General features: G+C 25.3%; 23 protein-coding genes and 1 tRNA gene. 13 read left to right on the top strand and 11 right to left on the bottom strand.

What is annotated here, in order from left to right; translation table 11 throughout:
• Window positions 1-4: 4 nt before the first annotated feature.
• Together D3Z07_RS06305 and D3Z07_RS06300 are read right to left on the bottom strand one after the other, a co-directional pair.
• Window positions 5-646, bottom strand: coding sequence for a transglutaminase-like cysteine peptidase (locus D3Z07_RS06305; protein ID WP_076084492.1), 642 nt, complete (start codon window positions 644-646; stop codon window positions 5-7).
• 67 nt (window positions 647-713) lie between these two features.
• The gene (locus D3Z07_RS06300) at window positions 714-2,027 is read right to left on the bottom strand and encodes an MFS transporter (protein WP_076084495.1); all 1,314 of its coding nucleotides are present in this window, start codon (window positions 2,025-2,027) and stop codon (window positions 714-716) included.
• A gap of 74 nt (window positions 2,028-2,101) precedes the next feature.
• On the opposite strand from D3Z07_RS06300, the gene D3Z07_RS06295 reads away from it, so the two are divergent.
• On the top strand, window positions 2,102-2,701 hold the full coding sequence (locus tag D3Z07_RS06295; RefSeq protein WP_076084498.1) for a non-canonical purine NTP pyrophosphatase: 600 nt from the start codon (window positions 2,102-2,104) through the stop codon (window positions 2,699-2,701).
• Here the strand turns inward: D3Z07_RS06295 and D3Z07_RS06290 are convergent.
• The 4 genes from D3Z07_RS06290 to D3Z07_RS06275 are packed head-to-tail and all read right to left on the bottom strand — an operon-like array spanning window position 2,694 to window position 4,395.
• On the bottom strand, window positions 2,694-3,026 hold the full coding sequence (locus D3Z07_RS06290) for a hypothetical protein (RefSeq protein WP_076084501.1): 333 nt from the start codon (window positions 3,024-3,026) through the stop codon (window positions 2,694-2,696). The two genes, D3Z07_RS06295 and D3Z07_RS06290, sit on opposite strands and share 8 nt — an antisense overlap.
• Window positions 3,023-3,367 (bottom strand): hypothetical protein, encoded by a 345-nt coding sequence (locus tag D3Z07_RS06285; protein WP_076084504.1) that lies wholly within the window; start codon window positions 3,365-3,367, stop codon window positions 3,023-3,025. The genes D3Z07_RS06290 and D3Z07_RS06285 overlap by 4 nt, the downstream gene beginning before the upstream one ends.
• A complete protein-coding gene (locus D3Z07_RS06280) occupies window positions 3,357-3,644 on the bottom strand; it encodes a hypothetical protein (protein WP_076084507.1) in 288 nt (95 codons plus the stop codon). Before D3Z07_RS06280 ends, D3Z07_RS06285 begins: the two co-directional genes overlap by 11 nt.
• Entirely contained in the window at window positions 3,631-4,395 is a 765-nt protein-coding gene (locus tag D3Z07_RS06275; RefSeq protein ID WP_076084510.1) for a pyrroline-5-carboxylate reductase, read from the bottom strand. Before D3Z07_RS06275 ends, D3Z07_RS06280 begins: the two co-directional genes overlap by 14 nt.
• Window positions 4,396-4,490: 95 nt before the next feature.
• Between D3Z07_RS06275 and D3Z07_RS06270 the strand changes: the two genes are divergently transcribed.
• The 6 genes from D3Z07_RS06270 (at window position 4,491) to D3Z07_RS06245 (ending at window position 13,033) form a co-directional block, all read left to right on the top strand.
• The gene (locus D3Z07_RS06270) at window positions 4,491-5,147 is read left to right on the top strand and encodes an outer membrane protein assembly factor BamD (RefSeq protein WP_122893366.1); all 657 of its coding nucleotides are present in this window, start codon (window positions 4,491-4,493) and stop codon (window positions 5,145-5,147) included.
• A gap of 29 nt (window positions 5,148-5,176) precedes the next feature.
• Complete coding sequence (gene lon / locus D3Z07_RS06265) at window positions 5,177-7,594, top strand: endopeptidase La (protein WP_122893365.1); 2,418 nt, start codon at window positions 5,177-5,179, stop codon at window positions 7,592-7,594.
• A 9-nt stretch (window positions 7,595-7,603) separates the two neighbouring features.
• Entirely contained in the window at window positions 7,604-8,215 is a 612-nt protein-coding gene (locus tag D3Z07_RS06260; RefSeq protein WP_122893364.1) for a hypothetical protein, read from the top strand.
• Entirely contained in the window at window positions 8,196-8,735 is a 540-nt protein-coding gene (locus tag D3Z07_RS06255; RefSeq protein ID WP_076084522.1) for a rhomboid family intramembrane serine protease, read from the top strand. Before D3Z07_RS06260 ends, D3Z07_RS06255 begins: the two co-directional genes overlap by 20 nt.
• A gap of 268 nt (window positions 8,736-9,003) precedes the next feature.
• Entirely contained in the window at window positions 9,004-11,658 is a 2,655-nt protein-coding gene (locus D3Z07_RS06250; RefSeq protein ID WP_122893363.1) for a cache domain-containing protein, read from the top strand.
• Between the two features lie 100 nt (window positions 11,659-11,758).
• Window positions 11,759-13,033, top strand: coding sequence for a Y-family DNA polymerase (locus D3Z07_RS06245; protein ID WP_122893362.1), 1,275 nt, complete (start codon window positions 11,759-11,761; stop codon window positions 13,031-13,033).
• Here the strand turns inward: D3Z07_RS06245 and D3Z07_RS06240 are convergent, their stop codons facing one another.
• Window positions 13,034-14,875: an Lnb N-terminal periplasmic domain-containing protein gene (locus tag D3Z07_RS06240; RefSeq protein ID WP_122893361.1), complete on the bottom strand. Its 1,842-nt coding sequence runs from the start codon at window positions 14,873-14,875 to the stop codon at window positions 13,034-13,036.
• A 55-nt stretch (window positions 14,876-14,930) separates the two neighbouring features.
• Window positions 14,931-15,398 carry a DUF3015 family protein gene (locus D3Z07_RS06235; RefSeq protein ID WP_122893360.1) on the bottom strand — a complete coding sequence of 156 codons (468 nt, stop codon included), beginning with the start codon at window positions 15,396-15,398 and terminating at the stop codon, window positions 14,931-14,933.
• A 176-nt stretch (window positions 15,399-15,574) separates the two neighbouring features.
• Between D3Z07_RS06235 and D3Z07_RS06230 the strand changes: the two genes are divergently transcribed.
• Window positions 15,575-15,856 carry a hypothetical protein gene (locus D3Z07_RS06230; protein ID WP_076084537.1) on the top strand — a complete coding sequence of 94 codons (282 nt, stop codon included), beginning with the start codon at window positions 15,575-15,577 and terminating at the stop codon, window positions 15,854-15,856.
• Between the two features lie 9 nt (window positions 15,857-15,865).
• Window positions 15,866-16,279, top strand: coding sequence for a hypothetical protein (locus D3Z07_RS06225; RefSeq protein WP_122893359.1), 414 nt, complete (start codon window positions 15,866-15,868; stop codon window positions 16,277-16,279).
• Between the two features lie 10 nt (window positions 16,280-16,289).
• Here D3Z07_RS06225 and D3Z07_RS06220 read toward each other — a convergent pair whose 3' ends face one another.
• On the bottom strand, window positions 16,290-18,215 hold the full coding sequence (locus D3Z07_RS06220) for a mechanosensitive ion channel family protein (protein ID WP_122893358.1): 1,926 nt from the start codon (window positions 18,213-18,215) through the stop codon (window positions 16,290-16,292).
• 95 nt (window positions 18,216-18,310) lie between these two features.
• Here D3Z07_RS06220 and D3Z07_RS06215 point away from each other — a divergent pair, with 95 nt between their 5' ends.
• Both D3Z07_RS06215 and D3Z07_RS06210 read left to right on the top strand, forming a co-directional pair.
• Window positions 18,311-21,577, top strand: a complete 3,267-nt coding sequence (locus tag D3Z07_RS06215; RefSeq protein ID WP_122893357.1) for a response regulator — start codon at window positions 18,311-18,313, stop codon at window positions 21,575-21,577.
• A gap of 14 nt (window positions 21,578-21,591) precedes the next feature.
• Complete coding sequence (locus D3Z07_RS06210) at window positions 21,592-22,233, top strand: response regulator (protein WP_122893356.1); 642 nt, start codon at window positions 21,592-21,594, stop codon at window positions 22,231-22,233.
• 10 nt (window positions 22,234-22,243) lie between these two features.
• Here D3Z07_RS06210 and D3Z07_RS06205 read toward each other — a convergent pair.
• Window positions 22,244-22,327, bottom strand: a tRNA-Leu gene (locus D3Z07_RS06205).
• A 115-nt stretch (window positions 22,328-22,442) separates the two neighbouring features.
• Between D3Z07_RS06205 and D3Z07_RS06200 the strand changes: the two genes are divergently transcribed.
• The gene (locus D3Z07_RS06200; protein ID WP_122893355.1) at window positions 22,443-23,573 is read left to right on the top strand and encodes a PAS domain-containing sensor histidine kinase; all 1,131 of its coding nucleotides are present in this window, start codon (window positions 22,443-22,445) and stop codon (window positions 23,571-23,573) included.
• A 74-nt stretch (window positions 23,574-23,647) separates the two neighbouring features.
• On the opposite strand, the gene D3Z07_RS06195 is transcribed toward D3Z07_RS06200, so the two are convergent.
• Window positions 23,648-23,962: a F0F1 ATP synthase subunit C gene (locus tag D3Z07_RS06195; protein ID WP_076084555.1), complete on the bottom strand. Its 315-nt coding sequence runs from the start codon at window positions 23,960-23,962 to the stop codon at window positions 23,648-23,650.
• 221 nt (window positions 23,963-24,183) lie between these two features.
• Here D3Z07_RS06195 and D3Z07_RS06190 point away from each other — a divergent pair, with 221 nt between their 5' ends.
• The gene (locus tag D3Z07_RS06190) at window positions 24,184-26,265 is read left to right on the top strand and encodes an AsmA family protein (RefSeq protein ID WP_122893354.1); all 2,082 of its coding nucleotides are present in this window, start codon (window positions 24,184-24,186) and stop codon (window positions 26,263-26,265) included.

Raw genomic sequence — 26,265 nt, 5'->3', positions numbered from 1 at the left:
CCTTTTAAATTCTACTCATTAAATCTTTCCAAGATCTAAGGTTATTTGTTCCTACTCTTACAGAACCTTTGTTTTTGGCTTGCCATAAACCACTTGCATTAAAACTATATACGGGTTTTAAATCTTTTCTTTTTGTTGCAAGTTTTAATTTTTTATTAATATTATCTAAAACAATTGGAGTTGAACCTGGTTTGTGTGTATATGTTAAAACCATATGTGCTTGTTCAAATTTACTTCTTACTCTTTTATATTTTACATATGTGATTCTAAGTTTATTATCAGGAACTCCGATTTTTCTAAGACTAAAATATTTAGCGATTGCATAATCCTCACAATCTCCAGCAGCTGTACCCATAAACTCAAACGGAGTTGCCCAATAATCTTTTCTTTTCCAATGTCTTTGATCTGTTTTATATCTAATCTTATTAAAAAAATCATTAACATTTTTTAATTTGTTTAGTATTTTTTCATTTTTTGAAGATTGAAGCATTGTATCCCATAACTCTACACGAGATTTAGCTTTTGTACCGTATTTATTAGATATAGAATTTAGTTTAGAGTTTGAAATAAAAAAAGTTTTTGAAGCAATTGTAGAAATTGTAATAGCAGAGAGAATCAAAAAAGATATAAATAATATTTTTTTCAATTTCTCTCCTCTTGTAGTTTTATTCTTATTTTATAATAGTAAAGATTAAAACTAGGTATTTAAAAAGTTATATTAATGAACCTTTGATTTTATGTTCACTAATTTTATCATCATTATATTTGATTGCAATAATGTTTTCAGTGTTGTTTATGTACCACTCATCAATAGCATCATTATTTTCTAATACTGAAGTTTTTTCTAAGTCATACTTATCTAAAGGTAAATATAAAAACTTTTTCTTTGTAGGATTTGGCATAGTAATAATTAAAATAGCCCATAAAATACAAATAATAGTTATTGCAATAACTATAGAAGACATTCCCGCACTTTCAAAGAATATTCCACCTACAAGTCCACCTAGGAATGTACCTAAGTAACCAAATGAATTAAAGATTCCTAGTACTAATCCTCTTTGGTGAACTTTTGCAAATTTTGTTGCAAGTGATTGCATGATTGGTTCGTGCATATTGAAACCAATAAAAAATACAACTACACCAATAATAAATACTAAAGTAGATGAAGAAAACCCTATAATTAAGTAAGAAATAGCAAATAATGCAATACCAATTACTAAAATCTCTTTGAACTTACCTTTCTTTTCTGCAATAATTGCAGCAGGTGCCATAGCGATAAATCCAAAAATCATTGCAGGAAGATAAACTTTCCAAAGGTCAGATAAAACCCACTCGTAGTTTTTCATTAAAACCATTGGAATGATCATAAAAGCAAATGTCATTAAACCTTTTTGTAAAAAGTTTGTAATATTCATTTTGATTAAATTTTTATTTCCTAAAACAGAAGAAAGCTTTGCTTTTCCATTGTATGTATGAGTAATTTGTGGAGGATTTGGTACTAATTTAACAATTACAAAAATTGAAGCAAGTGCTAAAATCATTGTAATATAAAATAATACTTCAATCCCAAAAGCAGCACCAAGAGTCGGACCTGCTAACATAGAAACAGCAAATGAAATACCAATAAACATACCCATAGTAGCCATTGCTTTTGGTCTTTGTTCTTCTTTTACTAAATCAGAAATCATTGCAGTAATTACAGCTGCAATTGCTCCTGCACCTTGCAAGAATCTTCCAAGCAATAATGTATAAATATCTGTTGATATTGCACAAATAAGTGAACCAATCGCAAAGAGTAAAAGACCAGTTATAATAGTTCCTTTTCTTCCTAATTTATCACTCATTACTCCAAATGGAATTTGAAAAATCATTTGAGTTAATGCATATCCTCCAACAACAATACCTACAAGAGTAGTTGTAGAGCCTTCTAAATTTATAGCGTATACTGAAATAACTGGTAGTACTAAAAATAGACCTAAAAATCTTAGAGCAATAATTGCACTAAGTGGTAAAACTGATTTAATCATCTGTAATCCTAAATATAATATAATTTAGAGCGATTATATATAATTAATTATAATAATAGGTTGAAAGGATAAGAGTGAAAATAGTTTTAGCTTCTGGAAACAAAGGAAAAATAAAAGAATTTGAGAAATTAATGCCAAATGATGAAGTTGTAGCATTTAAAGAAATTCTAGGTGATATTGAAATTATTGAAGATCAGAACAGTTTCAAAGGTAATGCAATTAAAAAAGCTCAAACTATATATGACAAACTACTTGAAAAAGGATTTAGTGATATCATAGTAATTTCTGATGATTCAGGAATTACAGTTCCTGCTTTAAATAATGAGCCAGGAATTTACTCAGCAAGATATGCAGGAGTTAATGCAAGTGATAAAGAAAATAATGCAAAATTAATCAAAAATTTGAATTTAAAAACTTTAGAAAAAACGCCTGCTTTTTATACTGCTTGTATTGCAATTGTATATCAAGGTGAAGTTTATACAGTTCATGGATGGATGCATGGAAATGTTATAAATGAACAAAAAGGTGAGGGTGGTTTTGGTTATGATCCTATGTTTATAGCTAATGGATTTGATAAAACATTAGGAGAACTTGGTTATGAAGCAAAAAAAGATTTCTCACACAGAACAAAAGCTTTAAATCTTGCAAAAAAAGTATTAGATGTAATTATCTAAATATCTTTTCATGTAAAGATATATCAAACTCTTTTGATTTTACAAATAAATCTATTTCATAAGAGTTTGATTCTTTTTTAATGATTGAATAAATTCCAAAATTAGTATCTTCAATTTCTAAATGTGTTAAGTTTTTTAACTCATCTAATTGCAAAGTATAAATATACTGTTTTAAAAATTCTTTATGATTACTTGCTTGTAAATATAAATATTGACTTTGTAAATTTGTATTTCTTAAAGACTTTGTTTCTAAAATAGAAATAGCTAAATATGAAAATATTGATAAAAGAAATATAGTAATAAGTAAAGTAAAAGATTTTTTCATAATCTTATTTTCCAATTCTCTTTTATTTTTTCTTCTAACTCAAGTGTGATTTCATAATAATTTTCTTTTTTTGAAATAGTAAAATCACTAACATCTTTTAATAAAATATTAGTTTTAAAATAAATAGTATCATTTGAATAAGAAAGAGTATTTTCTAAATTTTGATTGTTTTTTTGTAGAAATATCTTAGTTGAGAGTAAATCTAATTTTAATTCTTCGACTTTTTGCATATTCTTGTTTGTTTGAAATAACTCATTTGAAAAATAACTTGTATTAATAATTACAAGAGATGAAATTAAAATACTTAGAATAATTTCTAATATTGTAAAACTATTTTTCATATTTAAAAATCTTTATATCTTCATTTTCAAAACTATATTTGCTTATTGTTATTTTCTCTTTTTGTGAAAGGTTTTTGATAATTGTAATTTCTTCATTATCTTTTGAAAAGCTTGAATAGTCATTTGTATTAAATTTATTTTCAAGAGTGTTAAGTTTGATCGAATTTTCTAAAGCTTTTTCATCATAATAAGATGAGTTTAAAAACCCACTTATTATGATAAAAAGTATAGTAATACTTAAAAGTGTTTCAAATAGTGTGAAGCTATTTTTTACCAAGTTCAACTGCTTTTGAATAAGCAGCATTAATAGCTTTTATCATTGAATCTCTAACTGCTCCTTCTTCAAGTTTAGTATACCCAGCAGCTGTAGTTCCTCCTGGACTCATAACAGAATCTTTAATAATTGCAGGGTGAGAATTTTCTAATAACGATGCAGTTCCTGAAAACAGACCTTGAACTAACTCTTTACTTAAATGTCTTTCAAGGCCTGCATTTACAGCACCATCTGTAAGTGCTTCTGCCACAAGAGCTAAATATGCAGGACCAGAGCCAGCAATTGCAGTAGCGATATCAAGTTGATTTTCTGTATTTACCCATAATGTTTTACCAATTGATGAAAAAATATCAAGTGCGATATTTTTAGCTTCATTATCACCTGTTATTGTTGTCATTGAGTTTTGAACTGATGCTGCGATATTTGGCATAGTTCTTACATAATATTTTGATTTTATTTGGTTTTTTAATGATGATAGTTTAGTTCCAGCTAAAATTGAAAATAGAATATCACACTCACCTACTAGCCTTGTAGAAACACTTCCTAAAGCATAAGGTTTTACACAAAATATTATATTTTTACCTTCAATATTTTCTTGATCATCAAGTGTTTTTATTGTGATTTGTGGTATTTGTTCTTGTATTGTTTTAAGTGTATTCTCATTTCTACCTATCATTTCTACTTCATGATTTTTAACTAATCCTCTAGCTAAAGATTGAGCCATAATCCCATTACCTATTAAAGTAAGTTTCATTAAATCGCCTTTTAAATTATTTTTAATAATTATAGCAGATATTTCCTAAGCAAGTATTCGATAAAATATTGGCTTTAATAATAAAGGATATTTATATGATTAATAATTCAAAAATTAAAAGTTTATTTTTAGTGCTTGCATCAGTTTTTGTTTTTACAGCTTGTTCTAGCAAAAATGAAGTTACAGAGTACAATAAACCAGCACTTTATTGGTACAATAAAATGCTAACACAAATAGCAAATGGAAATCTTGATGAAGCAGATGATACATACACGTCTTTAGAGAGTGAACATAGAAACTCACCTTTAATTGCTACTTCTTTACTAATTTTAGTAAATGGTCATATTGATGAGGAAGAATATTCACTTGCAAACTTTTATTTAGACGAATACATCAAAAGATTCGCACTTAGTAAAAATATTGATTATGCAAGATATTTAAAAATTAAAGCAAACTTTTTAGGATTTACTTATCAATTAAGAAATCAAGAATTGATTGAAAATACAATTACAGAAATTGCAGATTTTAAAACAAAATACACTCGTTCACCATATATGCCTTTAGTTGATACAATGAATGCAAGATTATATATGGCAAAAGCTTCACTTGATTTATCAATTGCAAAGCTTTATGAGAAAAAAGATAAAAAATTAGCAGCAGAATTTTATAATAAAAAAGTAAAAGAATCATGGGTTAACCCAAAAGAAATTGAAGCTGTAGATGTTCCATATTACAGATCAATTTTTGAATAAATATAATAAATTTTTAGGAGCAAAAACACATGGAATTAGAAAATTACGATAATTTCCCACAAGATATACCCTTAATAATAGAAGATGAAATATTTTTATATCCATTTATGATTGCACCATTGTTTTTAAGCAATGAACAAAATATAAAAGCAGTTGAAAGTGCAATGGAAGAGAACAAATTAGTTATTGTTGCAGTTTCTAAACAAGGACATGAAGACAAAAGAGAAAAAGATTCTTTTTATGATGTTGGTGTTGTTGGAAATATAATGAGAAAAGTATCTCTACCTGATGGTAAAATAAAAGTACTTTTCCAAGGATTAGCAAAAGGAAGTATCAAAGAGTTTAACGAAGAGAATCCTCTTTTTGTAAATGTTGATATTCTAGAAAATAAAGAATTCAATGAAGAAAGTACAAAATCTGTAATTTCTGTGTTAATTGAACAAATCAAAAAACTTTCAAGATTAAATGCAAAATTTCCAGCAGATTTAATAAAAACTATTGAAGAAAATGATGATGCAATTAGAATTGCTGATTTAATCTCTTCTGTTTTAAAAGTTAAAAAAGATGAAGCTTACGCTTTATTTGCGCAAACAGATATTGAACAAAGATTATTAGATATTATAGAAGTTGTTAAAAAAGAGATTGAATCTTATAAAATACAAAAAGAGATTACTCAAAAAGTAAACTCAAAAATTGAAAAAACTCATAAAGACTACTTCTTAAAAGAGCAAATCAAAGCTATAAATAAAGAGCTTGGTACGGATAATAAAAAAGATGAAGAAATAAAACTTTATTCTAAGAAATTAAAAAAACTAAAAAAACATATGCCAAAAGATGGCTATAAAGAAGTAAAAAAACAAATTGAAAAATTAGGAAGAATGCACCAAGATTCTCCTGATGCTTCACTTTTACAAACATATATTGAGCAAGTATTAGATATTCCATTTGGTAAATATTCAGATGAAGAAATTTCTGTTACAAATGTAGAAGAACAGTTAAATAAAGATCATTATTCATTATTTAAAGCAAAAGAGAGAATCTCTGAATTTTTTGCAGTAAAAGAATTACTTGAAAAAAGAAAAGTTGAAAACTTAAAAACGAGAGGAACAGTTTTATGTTTTGTTGGACCTCCAGGTGTTGGTAAAACATCTTTAGCAAACTCAATTTCAAAAGCACTTAAAAGACCACTTGTAAGAATTGCACTTGGTGGAATGGAAGATGTAAATGAGTTAAGAGGACATAGAAGAACTTATGTAGGAGCAATGCCAGGACGACTTGTTAAAGGTTTAGTTGATGCAAAATCAATGAACCCTGTTATGGTTTTAGATGAAATTGATAAACTAGGAGCTAATCACAGAGGTGATCCAACAGCTGTAATGTTAGAAATCTTAGATCCAGAACAAAACAATGAGTTTAGAGATTTATATTTAAATTTCCCAATTGACTTATCTCAAACTATTTTTGTATCAACTGCAAATGATGCAAGAAGAATTCCAGCACCTCTTAGAGATAGAATGGAATTTATTGAAATTTCTTCATATACACCAAATGAAAAATATCATATTGCAAAAGATTATCTAATTCCTCAAGAATTAGAAAAACATGGATTAAAGAAAACAGAAGTATCTTTATCAAAAGCAACTATTGAAATGATTATCTCTAAATATACAAGAGAAGCAGGGGTTAGAAACCTAAGACGAGTTTTTTCTAAACTATTTAGAAAAGCCGTTAAAAAGATAGTTGAAGATGAAAAGGTTACAAAAGTTACAATTTCTACTAAGAATTTAAAAGATTACTTAGAACATCCAATTTTTGAAATTGACCCTGCTGATAAGAAAAACTCAATTGGAATTGCAAATGGACTTGCATGGACAGCTGTTGGTGGAGATGTTTTAAAATGTGAAGCGATTAAGTTAAAAGGAAAAGGTATTCTTTCTGTAACTGGTAACTTAGGTGATGTTATGAAAGAATCATCTAGAATTTCTTATTCTGTTGTGAAAGTTTTAATAGATACTGGAGCATTAAAAATTGATGACTCAATTATTCCAAAAACTGCAAAAGAAAAAGAAGATAAAACTAAAGTAGATGCTAGTGAAGTTTATAAAAGATTTGATATCCATTTACATATTCCAGCAGGTGCTACTCCTAAAGATGGACCAAGTGCTGGTATTACAATGGCATTAACAATTGCTTCAATTTTATCACAACGTGAAATCCAATCTGATATTGCAATGACAGGAGAGCTTTCTCTTTCTGGTAAAGTATTACCAATTGGTGGATTAAAAGAAAAACTAATTGCTGCATTTAAAGCTAAGATGACAAAAGCATTAATTCCTAGAAAAAACTATGAAAGAGATTTAGAAGATATCCCTGAAGAAGTTAAAAAAGCTATGGAAATTAAGCCAGTAGATGTAATAGATGATGTTCTTAAAGAAGCTTTACTTTAAGAGAATTTAATGAAAAAAAATAGAAGACAAAGTACAATAATAAACAACTTTTTTACTTTGGCTTCTATTATTATGATTACAATTACTTTAGTTGTTTATATGAAATTCATACGAGATGACAAAAGTAATCCTACCGAAGATAAAATGCACTTAGAAAAAATAAATGTAAGTGCTTTAGAGTGTGAAGATGAAACTTCAAGCTCAAAACTATTTAATCAAAAACTTTTAAACAATTCCTTATTAGCTTTATCAAAAGGCTATTATAAACTTGATGGTGGCTATATTAAATCTTTAAACTCAAAATCTATTATAGAAGAGTTTATCCAAATAGAAGAGCTTGACTCCTTTTTCACACAAGCTATAAATATCAAAGCTAAAAAAGATATAAAAAAGTTTTTAAAGATAAATTATGAAATAATAGAAAATGATAAAGAAAAAAAGATTGATTTAAAAAAACAAATTAAGTTTAAAGCTGGAACTATAAAAACATCATTTAGAGCTAATTCTATTGAGATTTTTACATTCTCAAAAGACTTCAAGTTTTATGACAAAAAAGAGATACAATCGATTATAGATTGCACAATAAAGGTATATAAAAATCATGCTAAAAAGTATAAGTAAAAAAGATTTCACAGCTACAAATATATTAATTATTATTACAATTTTAATGTATATAGTTCAAATTAATATAGAAAAAGGTGGTTTATATTTAGGTTTAAATATGTACTTTACTGTTTATGATTTTTGGTGGCAACCTTTATCATCTATGTTCTCTCATGGAGGAATAGCTCACTTGGGAATGAATATGTTTGTTTTATATCAATTTGGTAATTTAATTGAAAGAGGACGAGGAGCTAAAGAGTTAGTAACACTTTATTTAGTTACGGGAATACTAACATCAATTTTATCTTTTGCTTATATTTATTATTTAGATAATTATGTAAATCTTGTAGGTGCTTCAGGTGCTATTTGTGCACTCTTAGGTTATGTGGCTTTTTATGATAAAGCTCAACGAAGTGGAATAATTACTTGGGTTTTACTAATCTCTGTGGCACCACTACTTATTGGACTTCCAATTGCTTGGTATGCACACTTTATTGGTCTAGCTCTTGGTTTTATTTATGCAGTAATTAGAAAGTAAACTTTCTTTTATTGCATAAAATATGTCACAGTTCCCATAACAACTAAAACAATAGCTAAAGCAATAAAAATATCTTTTAATGTTACTGTCGGGTTTAATATCCCACAATAAGGGCATTGTCTTTTTTTAGTTTCGATTTCTCTTTTACAATTTTTACAAGGTGCTATTTTATATCCTTTTTCTTGAATACTATCTTTTCTGTGCTATATAATCACTTAATTATACTAAAGTTAGTTATAATAAGTAATAATAAAGTTAGGTGTTCATTATGGAAAATCAAGTTAAAAGTTTATTATTGATTATTAAAATATTTCCTGCTTTTACAGTATTGCTAATGAGTTTTATTATAATTGTAGTACTTATTAATGAAGAAAAAATAGAAATACAAGAACAAAAAAATAATATTGAAAAACAATTTATGTTTTCAGAAAAAAAAAGAATAAAATCTAATATTGATATTATTTATACTTATGCCAAATTACTACAAAGTACATCTGAAAAAGAATTACAAAAAGATCTAAAATATAGAATTAATAACATACATAATTTAATGCTAAATATATATATTAAGAATAAAGATAAAAAATCAAAAGCTGAAATAATCAAGCAAATAAAAGATGCAGTTGATCCTTTAAGATTTGATAATGGAAATGGCTACTTTTCTATTCATACAATTGAAGGAATTAATATTCTTCATCCAATTATTAAAAAATATGAAGGTACAAGTGTTCTTAATAGAAAAGATGCAAAGGGCTCTTATTCTGTACAAAAAGCAATTAATATTGCTAAAACAAAAGGTGAAGGCTTCTTTAATTGGTACTCTCTTAAACCAAATATTGATTCAAGAGAATTTGAAAAGATTGGTATAGTAAAAAGCTTTGAACCTTATGATTTGATTATTACTACTGGTACATTTAAGGATAGTTTCCAAAATTCTTTAAAAAAGAAGATGTTAAATTATATTTCAAATTTAAAATATAAAAATGATGCTTATCCTTTTGTTATTAACTTTAAAGGTGATATTCTTTATCATCCATCTAAAAAAGTACTTAATGCTAATATTTTTGATGAAAAACGATTTTCTCATATAAGTAATATGTTTAAAAAATTAATTACAGAAAAAGGTGATGATATTGAAGATTATCTTTATATAAAGCCAAAAGTACTAGAAAATAAAGAAACAAAAGAAACAAAAATCACGTATTCAAAAAGAATAGATGATTGGCAATGGATTATATTGACGAGTTTTAAACTTTCTAATGCAAATAATTTTATAAGAAATATGAAAAATATAGAAGAAGAAAGATATTCTAAATATAAAAAAGAGGTTATTTTTTATGGGTTAATTGCAATATTCTTCTTTCTTTTTTTCTCATATTTTGTGACTAAACTGCTAGAAAAAAAGTTTTTAAAGTATAAAAAAGATTCAGAAACTCAAAATGAAAAATTAATTACGTTAAAAGCACAATTAGATAATGCAATAAATATTGCTCATCTTGGTATTTGGGAATGGGATGCTATTAAGAATATCACAATTTGGTCAGATATTAACTATGAGATATATGGAATAAAAAAAGGCACTCCTTTAAATATAGAGTTTATTGAATCTTTAGTTCTAGAAGAAGATTTGGATTTTCATAGAAAAGTTGTTGGTAAATGTCTTGAAGATAAAAAAGCAGTTACATTTGAATATAGAATCAAAAAAGATAATGAAATTAGAATATTATTAGTTATATGTGATACGATTGTTGAAAATGATACAGTAGTCAAGCTATTTGGAGTTGTACAAGATATTACAGAAATAAGAAAACAAGAAAATGACTTATTAAATGCCCAAAAAATTTCAAAAATTGGACACTATGATTTTGATATAGAAAAAAATGTTTTTACTTCTTCTTTTGTACTTGATGATATTTGGGGTATAAATAAAGAGTTTAAAAGAAGTTTTGATACTTGGCTTGAACTTGTTTTTGAAGATGATAAAGAAATGATGTTAAATTATTTTAAAACTATTGTAGCAAATAAAACTGATTTTGATAAAGAATATAGAGTTATTAATCAAAAAACAAAAGAAATAAAATGGGTTCATGGATTAGGAGTTATGATATTTGATGATAAGAACATTCCTTTAAGAATGTTTGGAACTATTCAAGATATTACTAAAATAAAAGAATTAGAACTTGATAAAATACAAAAAGATAAATTACTATCACAGCAAAGTAAAATGGCTGCAATGGGTGAGATGCTTGGAAATATAGCACATCAGTGGAGACAACCATTATCAACAATTTCTACTGCATCAACTGGTGCTAAATTACAAAAAGAAATGAATATCTTAAGTGATGAACAATTAATTGAATCTTTAACAATGATTAACGATTCTGCTCAATATCTTTCTCAAACAATTGAAGACTTTAGAGGCTTTTTCAATCCTAATAATAATAAAATAAATGAATTTGATATTCTAGATACCTTTAATAAAACATTAAAATTATTAAACGCACAATTAATATCAAAAGATATAGAAATTATTCAAGATATAAAATCTTTAAAGCTTTCCTCAATAGAAAATGAACTAATACAAGTTTTAATCAATGTTATAAATAATGCAAGAGATGCGCTTCTAATAAATCAAGAAGAAAAAAGATTAGTTTTTATTAGTACTTATAGAAAAAATAAAACAATATATATTGAAATATTAGATAATGCAAAAGGAATCAAAGAAGATATTATAGATAGAATTTTTGAACCTTACTTTACTACAAAATATAAATCACAAGGTACAGGAATAGGTTTATATATGAGTCAAGATATTGTAAAGAATCATTTAAATGGTGAAATCAGTGTTTGTAATGAGAATTTTACATATAAAGATATTGATTGTGTGGGCGCAAAATTTACGATTGAAATGCCTGTCTCTTAGACTCTTTTAAACAGTTTTTATAATTTATTGCATTTTGTAATAAAAAAACTAAAAACAAAAAATCTTGAATATAATACAAGCTATAAAGTAGGAGAGTGTATTGTTTATTCATTTAGATTTAGATTGTTTTTTTGTATCTGCACATAGAACTATCGATGATAGTTTATTTCATATTCCAGTTGCTGTTGGAGGACGAAGTAATTTAAATATTTTTTCAACAAAAAAAGAAATAAGAAAAATCTCATCAAATGATGGTGCTTTTGTATCTTCAATTTTAACAAATGAAGGACAAAAAACTTTTAAAGAATACTTTGTGGATGAAAATGGAAAAATAAGAGGAATAATAACTACTTCTTCTTACGAAGCAAGAGCCTATGGTGTTAAAACTGCAATGAGTGTAAATGAAGCCTTAAAATTATGTCCAAATTTAAAGATGCTTTCACCAAACTATCCTTTGTATCATGATTTATCACAAAAATTAAAAGAGCTTTTAATAAAAGAAATTCCACTGGTTGAGCAGTTTTCAATAGATGAATTTTTTGGAGATTTAAGTGGTTATATTGATGAAAATGAAGTAGTTCAATTTGCATATAATTTAAAAGATAAAATACAAAAAGAGTTAGGACTTCCTATTTCAATAGGGATTGCAAATACAAAATTTTTATCAAAATTAATCACAGAATATGCAAAACCAGATGGTGTTAAATACGTAAGCAAAGATAATATTGGTAACTTTATACGGAATATTCCAATATCAGAGTTTCCAGGAATTGGAAAAGGTTTTCAAGAAAGACTAAAAGGTTATGGAATTAAAACTCTTGGAGATATCAAAAGTAATCAAAAGCTTTTTTATTCATGGAAAAAACCAGGAATTGAGCTTTACAATAGAGTTTGTGGAATAAGAGATAATAAATTAACAACTTTTAGAGAAAAAAAATCAATAGGAATAGGGCGAACTTTTGACTGTATATATGATAGGTTTGAGTTAAAAAGAAGAGTTGTAATTCTTGCCCGTTATCTATGTTTTTTGGTTAAAAAATCTAAAAAAAACCCCTTAACTTATGCAATAAAAATAAAATATGAATCAAATATAAAATCAAAAGATTATATAAATGTGAATACAGTATTTAATGAACTTGACTTTAAAAATCATATGCAAGAACTTTTTATAAAAAACGATAATCATCCAAGTCATGGAGTTGTGCAACTTAATATTACAGTATCAAACTTTGCAAGAGCAAATGAATATACATATAATCTTTTTGAGCATGAAAGTGATGCAAAAAAAAGTGCTTTAACAAATCAAATGCAAAAACTAAGAGATAAGTATGGAATTGATATTATAAAAAGTGCTAATGAAATAAAAAAGGAATGATTAGAAAAACCATTTTAGATTGACATTTGATTTTGAATATGAACTGTTTTCATGTGAGATGGCAATTGAAAAATTATCTAATACTTTATATTGTGCTGAAACTTTTAAGTATTCATTTGTATTTTTATTATAAGGGTTTACTTCATATCCAAATTCCAAACTATTTTTTAATTTATTAAAATCAAAATCAAAATTTATATTTGGTTTAACTGTAATATATGGAAATTTTGAGTGTACACTTGCATCAAGTATATAATAAGAAGTTATATTTTCTGATATTTCAAATGTTTTTCCTATTCCTGCATTTATAAAAATATCATTTGTTGTTTTAGAATTCTTTTCAATTAGTTTACTTCCTATATTAAGTCTCCACGATGGATTAAAACTTTCTTCCCAATCTAAAGCTGTTCTATTTAGTTTTTTAATTTTTATTAAAGAGAATTCATTTATAAATAAATTCTCTTTAGAATTAGGTTTATAAGCAATTGATGTATTACCTACTATCAATTCATTGAAATTAAGACTATTTTGACCTAATGATTCAATTGCAAATATTGAAAAATCTAAAGTAGGATAAGAACCTATTTTTGATAAGCTTGTAAAAGACGAACCTAAAATCATAGGTTTATTTCCCATAGCTGGTGATTTTTTTTCTTTAATTTTTATCTTTTTATTTTCTTTTATTGGAAGTAATAATCTTAAATATAAAAGTTTATTTTTTAATATTTTTTTATCTTTTACTTCTGGATTTTTTATTAAAAGATATTTTTCATATGATAATAGAAAATCTAGAATATTTATTTGCTCATCTTTTTCTAACTTTTGCAGGTGAATCTCTAAATCTTTATAATTTGTTTTAATTGCTTTTATAATAAATTTTTTCTCAATTTTTTCAAGCATTGAATATTTAGTATAAATTACTTTTTGTGAAGAAGGAATATATTTAACTTTTTTTAAAATAGGTGTCTTTTTATTTATTTCTTCTAATTTATGAAATGTTTCAACAGGAGCATACCAATATTTAGCATTTTGGATTATTGGTTCTTCTTTTATTAATTCTATTATTTCACTTACTCTATAGGCACAGTTTTTATCTAAGAAATAGTACTTAAATTTCTTACCTACAATTTCCCACAAATGAAATACTATTAATTGTTTTTCAAAAGTATTTAAATTTAATTCATAATCCCAAATATCTCTAAATTCATTATGCGAATATATTAAATCTTGAGTATAAAAGTACTTATCTGAGAAACCTGCTTCATAACCACCAAAAATTCCTTTGAATATATATTTTATTATTGCTTCATTATCAGGAACTAAAGCACCAAAATTTAGAGATAAATCAAACAAATTATTTGTATTTTGTGCTTCTTTTGAATTTAGTTTTATAAAAGAATGCCCAAATGTTGAAGCAGGGTTTCCTAAATATCCACTAACCAGCATTAATGATATTGATTGAGTATTTTTATATACAGACCATTTCTTAAGATGAGTACAATAATTTGGAACTTCATAATTAATAAAATCAAGTTTTTTTGATAACCAATGGTACCTTGCAGGGTATTTACATAAAGGATGTGTATTGTCTTTTTTTAGATTATTTGAAGTATAGGCATTGATTGTTTCTATTAATTCTTTTTTATATAAATGATTTTTTTCTTTACTTATAAAAAAGTCATTAGATATTATTTCACTTTTTTTATTTTTAATATGAAGTAATTTTTGCCACATTTTATCATTTGAAATTAAATTTAGTTCATTTTGATTAATTGTAATATTATTTGCAAAACAGTAATAATAAAAAAAAGGAAATAAGAATAAGAGTTTGATTTTTGTCATAAAATAATTCTAGCTAATATCTAGTAAAACCTAGATATTAACTAATTAAAAGCTACTAATAAATAGTATTATATAACTTTTGTGATTTTTGGTATGTAGTCATTTCACTATAATCATTGCTAGCAACAATTGATGAAAAGTTTGCTCTTAATGTAGAAATAAACTCTTCATTTGATTGAGTGTCTTTTTTTGCTAGTGAAGCAAGTGTATTTAAATACTCACCATTTCCACTTGCTAAATCTTTTTCAATATTTTCATAACTATCGTTAATAAACGATGCAACTTTTGCTTGACCACCTTTACAAGTATCTTCAGAAGAGATATTTGAAGAAATTGCAGTTGTTCCTAAATCCCAAGTAACATTAGTAACAGCAGCTACAGCTTCGTTTCTTGGTGCAATCATTGCACCTAATCCACATTCAGTATATATATCAGCAAATTCTCTAGCTTGAGAGTCTTGCGCAGTTGATAACATTAATGCAGTAATTGCAGCTAATGATAATTTTATTGTTTTTGTAAACATTTGTATCCTTAGTGATGATTTATTAAAAATTATTTTTAACACAAATATTATAGTTGTAAGTTCCTTAATCAATTATTATAAAATAATAAAATACATTTTAATTATTATAATAAGAGTTATCCTTTCATTAATACTGAAATGATATAATGACGAAAACAAATTAATTGGAAAAATAAATGAGTTTGAAACAAATTATAAAAGAAAATGCTAATAAAGCATTTGATTATCCAAAACTAAAAAGCCAAAAATTAAAAGATGCTGTAAATTCTAAAATACGAGAAAAAGCAGTTCTTGCTACTAAAGCTAGATTAATGGAAAACCATAAAACATTTGATGATTATAATGATGAGCAGTTAGAGGTTATTATTGCTGATGAAGAGCGAAAAATAATTGATGATTTAAAGACAAAATCTTTAGTAGTTGCACTTGCTGCTTTAGGTTTAAACTTTTTTGTATAGTAGGCTATTATGTTTAAACAAGTAAAATCTGCACTTTTTTGGTACTACTTAATCAAGTTTAGAAAAAGAATAGTTTTAATAGTATTGCTTCTTATTATTGCACTGTTTGCAAACTCAATATATGCTGATGTTGTTCAATATTTAACACTAAAAAAGAAGCTAGAGTTTTTAGAAATAGTATTGATTTCTAAATGGGTTATTATAATATTTAATATAGTTTTTTCTATTTATTTACTTTTAACGATGTTTAATAAAGAAGATGAAAAAGAAAAAGTATCTAAAAAGAAAGAAGTAAAAACAAAAGAAAAAGAGAAAGAGAAAAAAGATATTTTCTCTTCAAATGAAAAATTCACAGAACGGGAAAAACAGTTTTTACATAAAAAAAAGTTAAAAACTAAAGCAGATGTTTTATTAGATAAATAGAAATTAATTTCTATTTATCTGTATTCATACTTAACTCGTCATCATCATTCTTTAACATAATAGTTTGTGTAGGATATGCAAAATCACAATTATTCTTTTTAACAAGTTCATCTAATTTAATCAATACATCTTCTTTAGTTGCTAACCAATCTTCCCAATTTGGACTTCTTGAAAAACAGTAAATCATAATATCAATAGAAGAAGCACCATAAGCATCTATGTAGACTAAAAGAGTTCTTTTCACACCATCTAAGTCTTCTTTTTTAATAGCTTCAAATCTTCTTGAGTGACTAACTTGTGAATTTTTAACTGATGCAATATGAGGATGATTATCCAGCATTTCAAAAATATCATTTTTTAATTGCACAACATCTTCCATTTTACTTTGATAAGTAACACCTAGATTCATTTTAATTCTTCTACCAATTTTTCTTTTTGACCAGTTCATAATAGAAGTATTGGCAAGTTCTGTATTTGGAACGGTAATCATTGCATTATCAAATGTTCTAATTCTTGTTGTTCTCATTCTAATATCAACTACAGTTCCCTCAACAGAACTAGTTCTAATCCAATCTCCTTGTGAAAATGAATTATCAGTCATGATATTTAAAGAACCAAAAAAGTTTGCAAGTGTATCTTTAGATGCAAGAGCAATGGCGATACCACCAACTCCAAGTGATGCAGCAATAGCTTTTATATCAATACCTAATTGTGTAAATAAAAATAGAATAACTAATAAAATAAGAATAATTTTAATAATTCTTAAAATAAATACAATCATCTCTTTTCTAACATTAGGATATTTTTCTAAAAGTGTATGTGCATAAATATTTATACTATTATTTAAAATTGCATATAATCCCCATGTAAGAAGTGCCATATATGTTGTGTAAATCCATGGCATAATTTTTGCAATAAGCTCTTGATCATTTATTAAGATATAAACTGAAATTTGAATTCCTAATAAATATAAACCATATTTTAAAGGAGCGTCAATTGACATTCTTAAATATTGTCTAATTACTTCACTATCGGCATCTTCAATTTTTACAAAAAATCTAGCTATTAAGGATGCAATTAAACTAATTATTTTAAGGTTTAATAATCTTAGAACTAACATAATTAGTATTACAACAGCTATTTCACCAATAGAAAACTTTAAATAGTATGATGTAAGACCAGAAACAAATGATATCCCATAAAATGAGTCGATTTGGTTCACTAGATATTGTAAGTTAAATTCATCAATAAAAAAGTTTGTAGTTCTATATAAAGACATATTTTCAAGCAGATAAGTTAAAACATAAGTTTGTAAATGAGTCTGATTATAAAGCTCAATATAGTTTTGTGTAAATGCAATTGAAATAGTGTTTTTATTTTTAGATTCTGTTTCATAAATAGTAGTATACTTTTCATAAAATAAAGTATTTAAATACTTTATATTTTCTTTTAAAATATTTTCAAAATACTTTTTATCTTTGTATTCTTGTTTTGCAATTATTATATTTTTTAAAGTATTTTCATATTTATATTCTTGCTTTAGAGTTTCTCTTCTTAGTTCATCTCTTTTAACTGCAAGTGTATTTTTCTCGATTTTGTTTATATTTATTTTCTTTGTTAAGAAGTCTATTTGCTCTTTGTACTCTTTTTCATCTATTGCATCATTTAAATATGTTTCATTTTTGATATTTTCTATAACAGAATTTAAAAGTTTATTTTGTTCTTCTATTTGCTTTTCTATTGAACTTTTTGCAACTGTGGCAATTGCTTCAACTGTTGTTGTTTCTTTTGTATCATTTTTTATTTCTTCTTTTTTAACTTCTACTTTTGTATCAGGTGTGATTAGCTTTATAGGTTCTTTTTGAATATCTTCTGAATACATTAAAATAGGTAGTATTAATGTAAAAAATATTTTGTAAAATTTGCTTAAATTCATTTCTTCTCCATAATAAATAATTTAAATTATTTATTATTATACGATTTTTAGGCTTACTTTCTGTATGATATATAATGTAAAGACTAGGAAATAAAATGATTAAGAATAATTATGAAAAATTTAAAGTAGAAATTATACTTGTTTTATTTACGTTTGGTGTAATTTTTTCTTTTATTTTGACAAATAAAGTTTTATTTGGTGAAAAGATAAAAAGTATTACAGTATCAAATTCTATTAATATTTATTATGAAAAACAAAAAATTTTTGAAGAGTTTTTAGATTTATCAAGAAATAAACTTAACTCAATAAATAACTCAAATTCTTTTAAAGACTTTTTAAAATCAAATGATGAAGACAAAATAAAAGATTTATTTTTAGTTCTTGCTAGAACTTCTGTAGATATAATGCAATTAAGATATATTGATAAAAATGGTAATGAAATAATAAGACTAGATAGAGATAAAATAGCTTCAGAAGTACATTTTGTAGAAAAAGAACAGTTACAAAATAAAAAAGATAGGGACTATTTTTATAACTCAATTAATAAAGCACAAAAAGTATGGTTTTCAAATTTAGATTTAAATATTGAAAACAAAAAAGTTCAAATACCTTTCAATCCTACACTAAGAGCAATTTTACCTTTGAAAAAAGATTCCTCTTTTAATGGAATAGTAATAATAAACTATTTCATGGAAGATTTTTTAAAAATATTTGAAGAAAGTGCGATTTATAATACTATTTTATTTGATAAAAATGGGAATACTTTAAGTCATTACGAAAAAGAAAAAAGTTGGGGATTCTATTTAGATAAAAAGTATAATTTAAATAGTGAATATAAAGAAGAAATCCAAAAAGCTTTAATTTATAATAAATATGAAGATAAAAATACTTTTATAAAAAAGTTTGATTTTGATATATCAAATGAACTTTATATCTTAATTGAATTAAAAGAAGAGTATTTAAAGCAGCTTGATAATCAAGAATTAAAAGAGAACGTAATTGTTTCATTTATTGTATTTATATTTGCATTAATCTCTTCAATGTTCTTATCAAAACTTTTTAGAGGTTTAACTAAAACAATTGTTACAACAAGTGATAGATTAAATGATGCTTCACTTTTAGTAAAACTAGCTTATTACAAGTATAGTTTTAAAACTAATATGATTACTTTTGATGATAATATTTTTAATCTTTTAAACTATAAGGATATTAAAAAGAAATCTTATTATTTAGAAGAATTAGATGACTTTTTTGATGATGAATTTTTAGATAAAATTAAATTCAAAATAAAAAACATTCAAAATGAAGACTTCTTTGAATTTCATAATTTAGATAAGAATAATAAAAAGCTCACTTTTTTTACTAAGTTCAGAGCTATTTCTAAAAATGACAAGATTATCGAATTAGAAGGAATACTTCAAGATATTACAGAAGAAAAAATACTTTTAAAATCTTTTGAAAAAGCAAAAAATGATGCAGAAAATGCAAATGAAGCAAAAAGCAAGTTCTTAGCTACGATGAGTCATGAGATTAGAACTCCTTTAAATGGTATTATTGGTTTAACTAAATTAGCACTAGACTCAAATCCAAATGATAAAATAAAAGGTTTTTTAACAAAATCAGATATTTCATCAAGTGCACTTTTAAATGTAATAAATGATATTTTAGATTATTCAAAAATAGAAGCAAATAAATTAACTTTTGAAAAAAGAAGCTTTGAATTTGATAAGTTGCTTTTAAATGTAACTAATCTTTTTGATTATCAAGCACATCAAAAACAAATAAATTTACATATTAATCATGATCATCGTATCCCAAAGATATTATTAGGAGATCCTCATAGAATAACTCAAATACTAAATAATCTTGTTGGAAATGCAGTTAAGTTTACTAAAAGAGGTCAAATAGAAATTAAAACATCTTTAGTAAAAAAAGATGAAAAACTTTTAGTTTTAAAATGTAGTGTTGAAGATAGTGGTATAGGAATATCTAAAGAAGATCAAGAAAAATTATTTAAATCATTTTCTCAAGTTGATGACTCTACTACAAGAGTATATGGAGGAACAGGTTTAGGATTAACTATAACAAAAGAGCTTGTTGAATTAATGAATGGGAAAATTGAAGTAAGTAGTGTAAAAGGATTAGGAACTACATTTAGTTTTACTTTTGAACTTGAATATGAAAATAACTTTAATTTTGACAATGAGCATTTTAAAAATAAAAAGTTTATGATTATAGATGATAATGAAATTGATATTAGGCTCCTTGAAAATATTTTAAAATCATGGGAAGTTAAATCCTATAGTTTTCTTAATTCAAATGACGCATTAAAAAAACTTAATGAAGAAAATGATTTTGATTATATTTTAGTAGATTGGATTATGGATGATATTGATGGTGTTGATTTTATAAAACAACTAAAACAGAAAAATCCTGAATCCTTTGCTGAAATTATTATGGTTACTGCTTTTGAAGAAGATAATCTAAAAGCTAAATTAGAAGAAGAAAACGTAAGAATAAATAATATCTTACGAAAACCTTTTACACCTTCTACTATTTACAATACGATAATCAATTTTGAAGAAACAAAGAAAAAAAATTATTTAAGTAATCAAAAACTAGAAGAAAAAATCATAATTAATGCTAAAGTATTATTAGTAGAAGATAATGAGATAAATCAAATGATTTGTCAAGAAATGCTTAAAAGAATGGGACTTAAAGTAATTGTTGCAAATGATGGTATAGAAGCCATAAAGATGTGTGAAGAGAATAATCCTGATATTGTACTAATGGATTTACATATGCCAAGAATGAATGGTTTTGATTCTAGTAAAGCCATTAGAGAGTTTAATAAAGATGTTCCAATAATTGCATTAACATCAGCTGTTATGGATGAAGATAAAATTGCTACAAGAACAGCTGGTATGCAAGAGCATTTATCAAAACCAATTGATTTTGATGAGTTATTAAATACAATTAGCACATACTTACCTAATTTAATCACTAAAGAAAAAAAACAAAGCAATGAAATTTATAATCTTGATAAGTATGTAGATAGAAATGAACTTTTAAATAGAGTAGGGAGTGAAGACTTAGCAAATCAACTTCTAGAAAAGTTTGCCTTAACATATAAAGATTATGGAAAGGAATTAACTAATAACTTTAAAAACGAAGATAAGTTATCAAAAGAAATTCATAAATTAAAAGGTGTGAGTGGTAATCTTGCATTAAGAATTTTATATAAACAATGTATAAAAATAGAAGAAGAACTTAATATAGAAAAAAAAGAAAAACTTTTAAATGAGTTAATAGTAGAATTAGAAAATATAATTAAACTAATTTATAAGAAAAATAAAATTTAAAATAAAGAAAAAAAATGAATGAAACAAAATATAAAATATTAGTGGTTGATGATGAAGAGATAAATCTTCAAATAATTGAAGCGAATCTTCAATCTGATTATATTGTGGATTCAAGAACAAGTATAAAAGAAGCATTATCATTAATTGAAGAAAACCTTTATGATGCATTTATTTTTGATATTAATATGGATGAGATGGATGGTTTAGATCTTTGTAAAATTGTAAAAAATTATAGGAAGTATATTTATACTCCTGTAATATTTGTTACAGTTGTTGATGAGGTAGAAAAGATAGAAAAAGGCTTTAGTTATGGAGCTTATGATTATATTACAAAACCTGTAAATCCAAAAGAATTAAAAATAAGATTAAAAGCTCATATAAAAATATCAAAAAATCAAATAGAATTAAATGAAAATCAACTCCATCTAAATGAAGAAATACAAAAATTAACAAAAGAACTTGTAGAAGCTAATAAAAATGTACGTATAAGTGAAGAAATCTTTCAAGGAAGAGAAACTAAATTTAAATATAATGATGAAAGAATAAAAGAAAACTTGAACTTCTCGAAAGTATTTGACCAAAGAGTTTTAGAGATGCAAGAGAAATTAGAAAAACAAAAAATACTTTTATCAGAAGTAAAAAAATCTTTAGGTTAAAACTATCATATGGTGCAGCTGGAGGGATTTGAACCCTCACGCCGCGAAGCACGAGCCCCTCAAGCCCGCGTGTCTACCGTTCCACCACAGCTGCATAGATAATTAAAGAGGTGAATTCTACAACGTAATATCATAAAATATGCTTAATCTTTATCTTTCTTGCTTTCTAAAATGTTATAATTGTTTAAGCAAATTTAATTGGATTAATTATGAAAAATTTTGAAGAAAATAAATTTATTGATTTAATTGGAAAAATACCTAATGTAGCAGTGCAAGGTTACGATAAAGAACGTAAAGTTATTTATTGGAATAAAGCAAGTGAACTTATGTATGGTTATACAAAAAAAGAAGCATATGGCAAAAACTTAGAAGATTTAATAATCCCAGATTTTATGAAAGAAAAAGTTATTGCCTTACATAAAGAATGGTGTAATAAAGGTATATCAATTCCTTCTTCGGAACTTCCATTAATAAATAAAAATGGTGATACGGTTTATGTATATTCTTCACATGTAATGTTAAATGAAAAAAGTAAAAACCCTGAAATGTTTTGTGTTGATATTGATTTAACAGAGCAAAAAAAACAAAAAGACGAACTTGAAGAAAAAAACAAAGTTTTAGAGTATCAGTCAAAAATGGCTACTATGGGTGAAATGTTGGATAATATTGCACATCAGTGGCGTCAACCACTTTCTCTTATTTCTACTACTGCAAGCGGTATAAAACTACAAAATGACTGTGGAATATTAGATAATAATACAATAAGTGATTCCTTAGGCTCTATTGTAAATACTACTAAATACCTTTCTCAAACTATTGAAGATTTTAGAAACTTTGTTAATGGAACTCACGAAAAAACTATTTTTAATCTCTTTTATATTTCAAAATATGCATTAAAACTTTTAGATGGCATTTTAAAAAAGAATGATATAAAAGTTTTTTTATCAACTAGTTTAGATGAGATTGAAATTCTTGGTTATCCAAATGAATTAATACAAGTTATTATTAATATTGTTAGTAATTCTGTTGATGCCTTTGATAATGATGTTAAAAATAAATTCATTATAATAGATATTAGAAAAGAAGATTCAAATGTATTTATAAAAATAAAAGATAATGCTAAAGGAATTGATGAAAATATTATTGATAAAATATTTGATTTTAGATTTTCAACAAAAACAAAAACAGAAAATTCAGGAATTGGTTTATATATGTCAAATCAACTTGTAAAAGAGGGTATGAAAGGTTCTTTAAAAGTGAAAAATAGTGAATATTTGCATGAAGATATAAAATACAAAGGTGCAGAGTTTATAATAGAATTAGCTTCAAATATAGAATAATTATTACAGGTAAAAAAAAAGGCCAGAAGTAAAACTTCTGACCTTTTTTAATTTATAAGCTGTGTAGCTGTAGATTAACCTAAAAATGGGTTTGCATATAATGCAATCATAGCAACAACAAGTGCATAAATAACTTGTGCTTCGATCATCGCTAAAGCAATGAACATAGTAGTCATTAATTTTCCACCTAAACCTGGGTTTCTAGCAGTACCAGCAATAGTAGCAGCAGCAGTATTACCCATACCAACAGCACCACCTAAAGCAGCAAGACCAAGTCCAACACCAGCAGCTAACACAGAGTAAGCTTTTAAAGTTTCGTTTGCAACAGCACCGTCAGCAGCAAAAGCAGCTCCAGCAATAGCAAGCATTAATAAAACGATTTTTTTCATTTGTAAATCCTTAAGAATATTTTGACTAAGTTTGTTCGGATAGCGTAACCCTATCAATAAAGACAAAGCAATACTTACATAAATGCAAATATTTCCCTACTAAATACTTAAATCGGAAAAATTATATATAAAAAAACATTATATATAGATAAAACTATAGAGATTTCATTTTTTATTTAAAAATAGCTATAATAATTCTAATTATTAAATTAAGGATTTTTATGAACAAGTTTTTTATAAGTCTAACAATATTGATTATATTCATAATTGGTACAGTTTACGGTGTGTTATTTACAAAAACTGGAAATGGTTTTATCTCATCATACATAGAAAATACAGTAAATGATGAACAAAGTGATGTTAAGTTAAAAGTAAAGGATTTTACATTAACTTTCAATACTATAAATTTTGATGCAAGTATTAATGATGATTCAAATATTAACATTTCAGGTGATTTACAAATATTCAAAAAGAAGGTTGATCTTAAATACGATATTAAAATAAATGAACTTTCAAATTTAGAAAATTTGACAAAACAAAAACTTAATGGACCTTTTTCTACTTCGGGTATTTTTAAAGGTGATGCAAACTTTTCTGAGATAAGTGGTATTTCTGATATTGCTCAAAGTGAGACTTCATATGCTTTAAAACTTGTTGATTTTGAACCTAAGAATATTGACTTTCTTATAAAAAATGCACGAATCGAAAAGTTGTTACATCTTTTAAATCAAAAAAATCTTGCTATTGGTAATTTGACTTTAAAAGGTGATATTAAAGATGCAAATATTCCAAGCCTAGATGGAGATTTAACTGTAAATATTTCTAAAGGTAAATTAAACAATAAAGTAATAAATGAAGAGTTTAAACAAAATATTGCCTCTGCAATTTACTTTAAAAGTGATATAAAAGCCAAACTTACACCAAATAAAGCAACAATTAAATCTGATTTAATCACATCGTTAGCTGATGCTTTTACAAATCAAACAGAAGTATTTTTAGATTCTGGGAAAATATTAACAGATTATAAATTAGACGTAAAAAATTTAGCTAAACTTGAAGGTATAATTGGAAAGAAACTTTATGGTAATTTCATTACTAATGGAAAAGTAAAAGTTGAGAATAATACAATCAATATTGATGGAAGTTCAGATATTTTTGAAAGTCTTACTAAGTATTCAGCAAAATTAGTAGATTCAAATCCAGAATTTATTAACTTAAATATTGCAAATGCAAAAATTGATAAACTTTTACGTCTTTTAAATGAGCCTGTTTATGCTGATGGTATTTTAAATATTGATGCAAATATTGTAAATGCAAATGTTGGAACTTTAGATGGAACAATAAAAACAAATATCTTAAATGGAAAAATCATTAATCCAGTTGCAAATACAGTATTCAAACAAAATCTTAAAAAAGAAATTGTATTTAGTGCTAATGCAACAACTTCTTTAGTTCCAAGTCAAGCTATTACTGAAGCAAAAATTGCTACATCATTAGCAAATATTGATGTTAAAAAAGCAGTATTTGATTTCAAAGGTGCATCTTTAAATAGTGATTATTTATTACAAATACCAAGTCTTGCAAATTTATATGATATTACTTCTACTAAATTAAGAGGTGCTATTAATATAGCTGGTAATTTAGAAAGCAAAAACAAATCACTTCTTTTAACAGGTAATTCAAAACTTCTTGATGGTACATTAGATTTTAATCTAAAAAATGATGATTTCCATGCAGATATTAAAGATGTACAAATCAAAAAATTAACTCATATGTTATATTACCCTGAAGTGTTTGATTCAACAACAGCTTTAACATTAGATTACAATCTTCTTATGAAAAAAGGTAAATTAAATGGAAAACTACTTCAAGGACATTTTTTACCAAACAACTTCTCAAGCTTACTAAACCAGTTTGCAAAGTTTGATATTACAAGAGAAGTATATGAAAGTGTTGATATTGAAACTAATATAAATAAATTAGTTTTAACATCTACAATTAATATGAAAAGTGAAAATACAACAATAGATATAAACAAATCAGTTTTAGATTTAGAAAAAAGTACAATCGATGCCAAAATAAATACTAAAATTAAAAGTACGCAATTTGCTTTAAATGTAAAAGGTAATACTTCAAAACCTAAGATTTCATTGGATTCAAAAGATTTAATAAATAATCAAATAAATAAACAAATAGAAAAAAATGAAGAAAAGATAAAAGAAAAACTAAATAAAGTTTTAAAGGGAAAATTAGGTGAAGATGGTGCAAAAGAAGTATTAAAAAACTTTAAATCACTTTTTTAA

Source organism: Arcobacter peruensis, assembly GCF_003711085.1.
GTDB classification, from domain to species: Bacteria; Campylobacterota; Campylobacteria; order Campylobacterales; family Arcobacteraceae; genus Poseidonibacter; species Poseidonibacter parvus.
The sequence above is the reverse complement of the archived record's forward strand: the minus strand, read 5'-3'. Positions and strand labels throughout refer to the sequence as shown.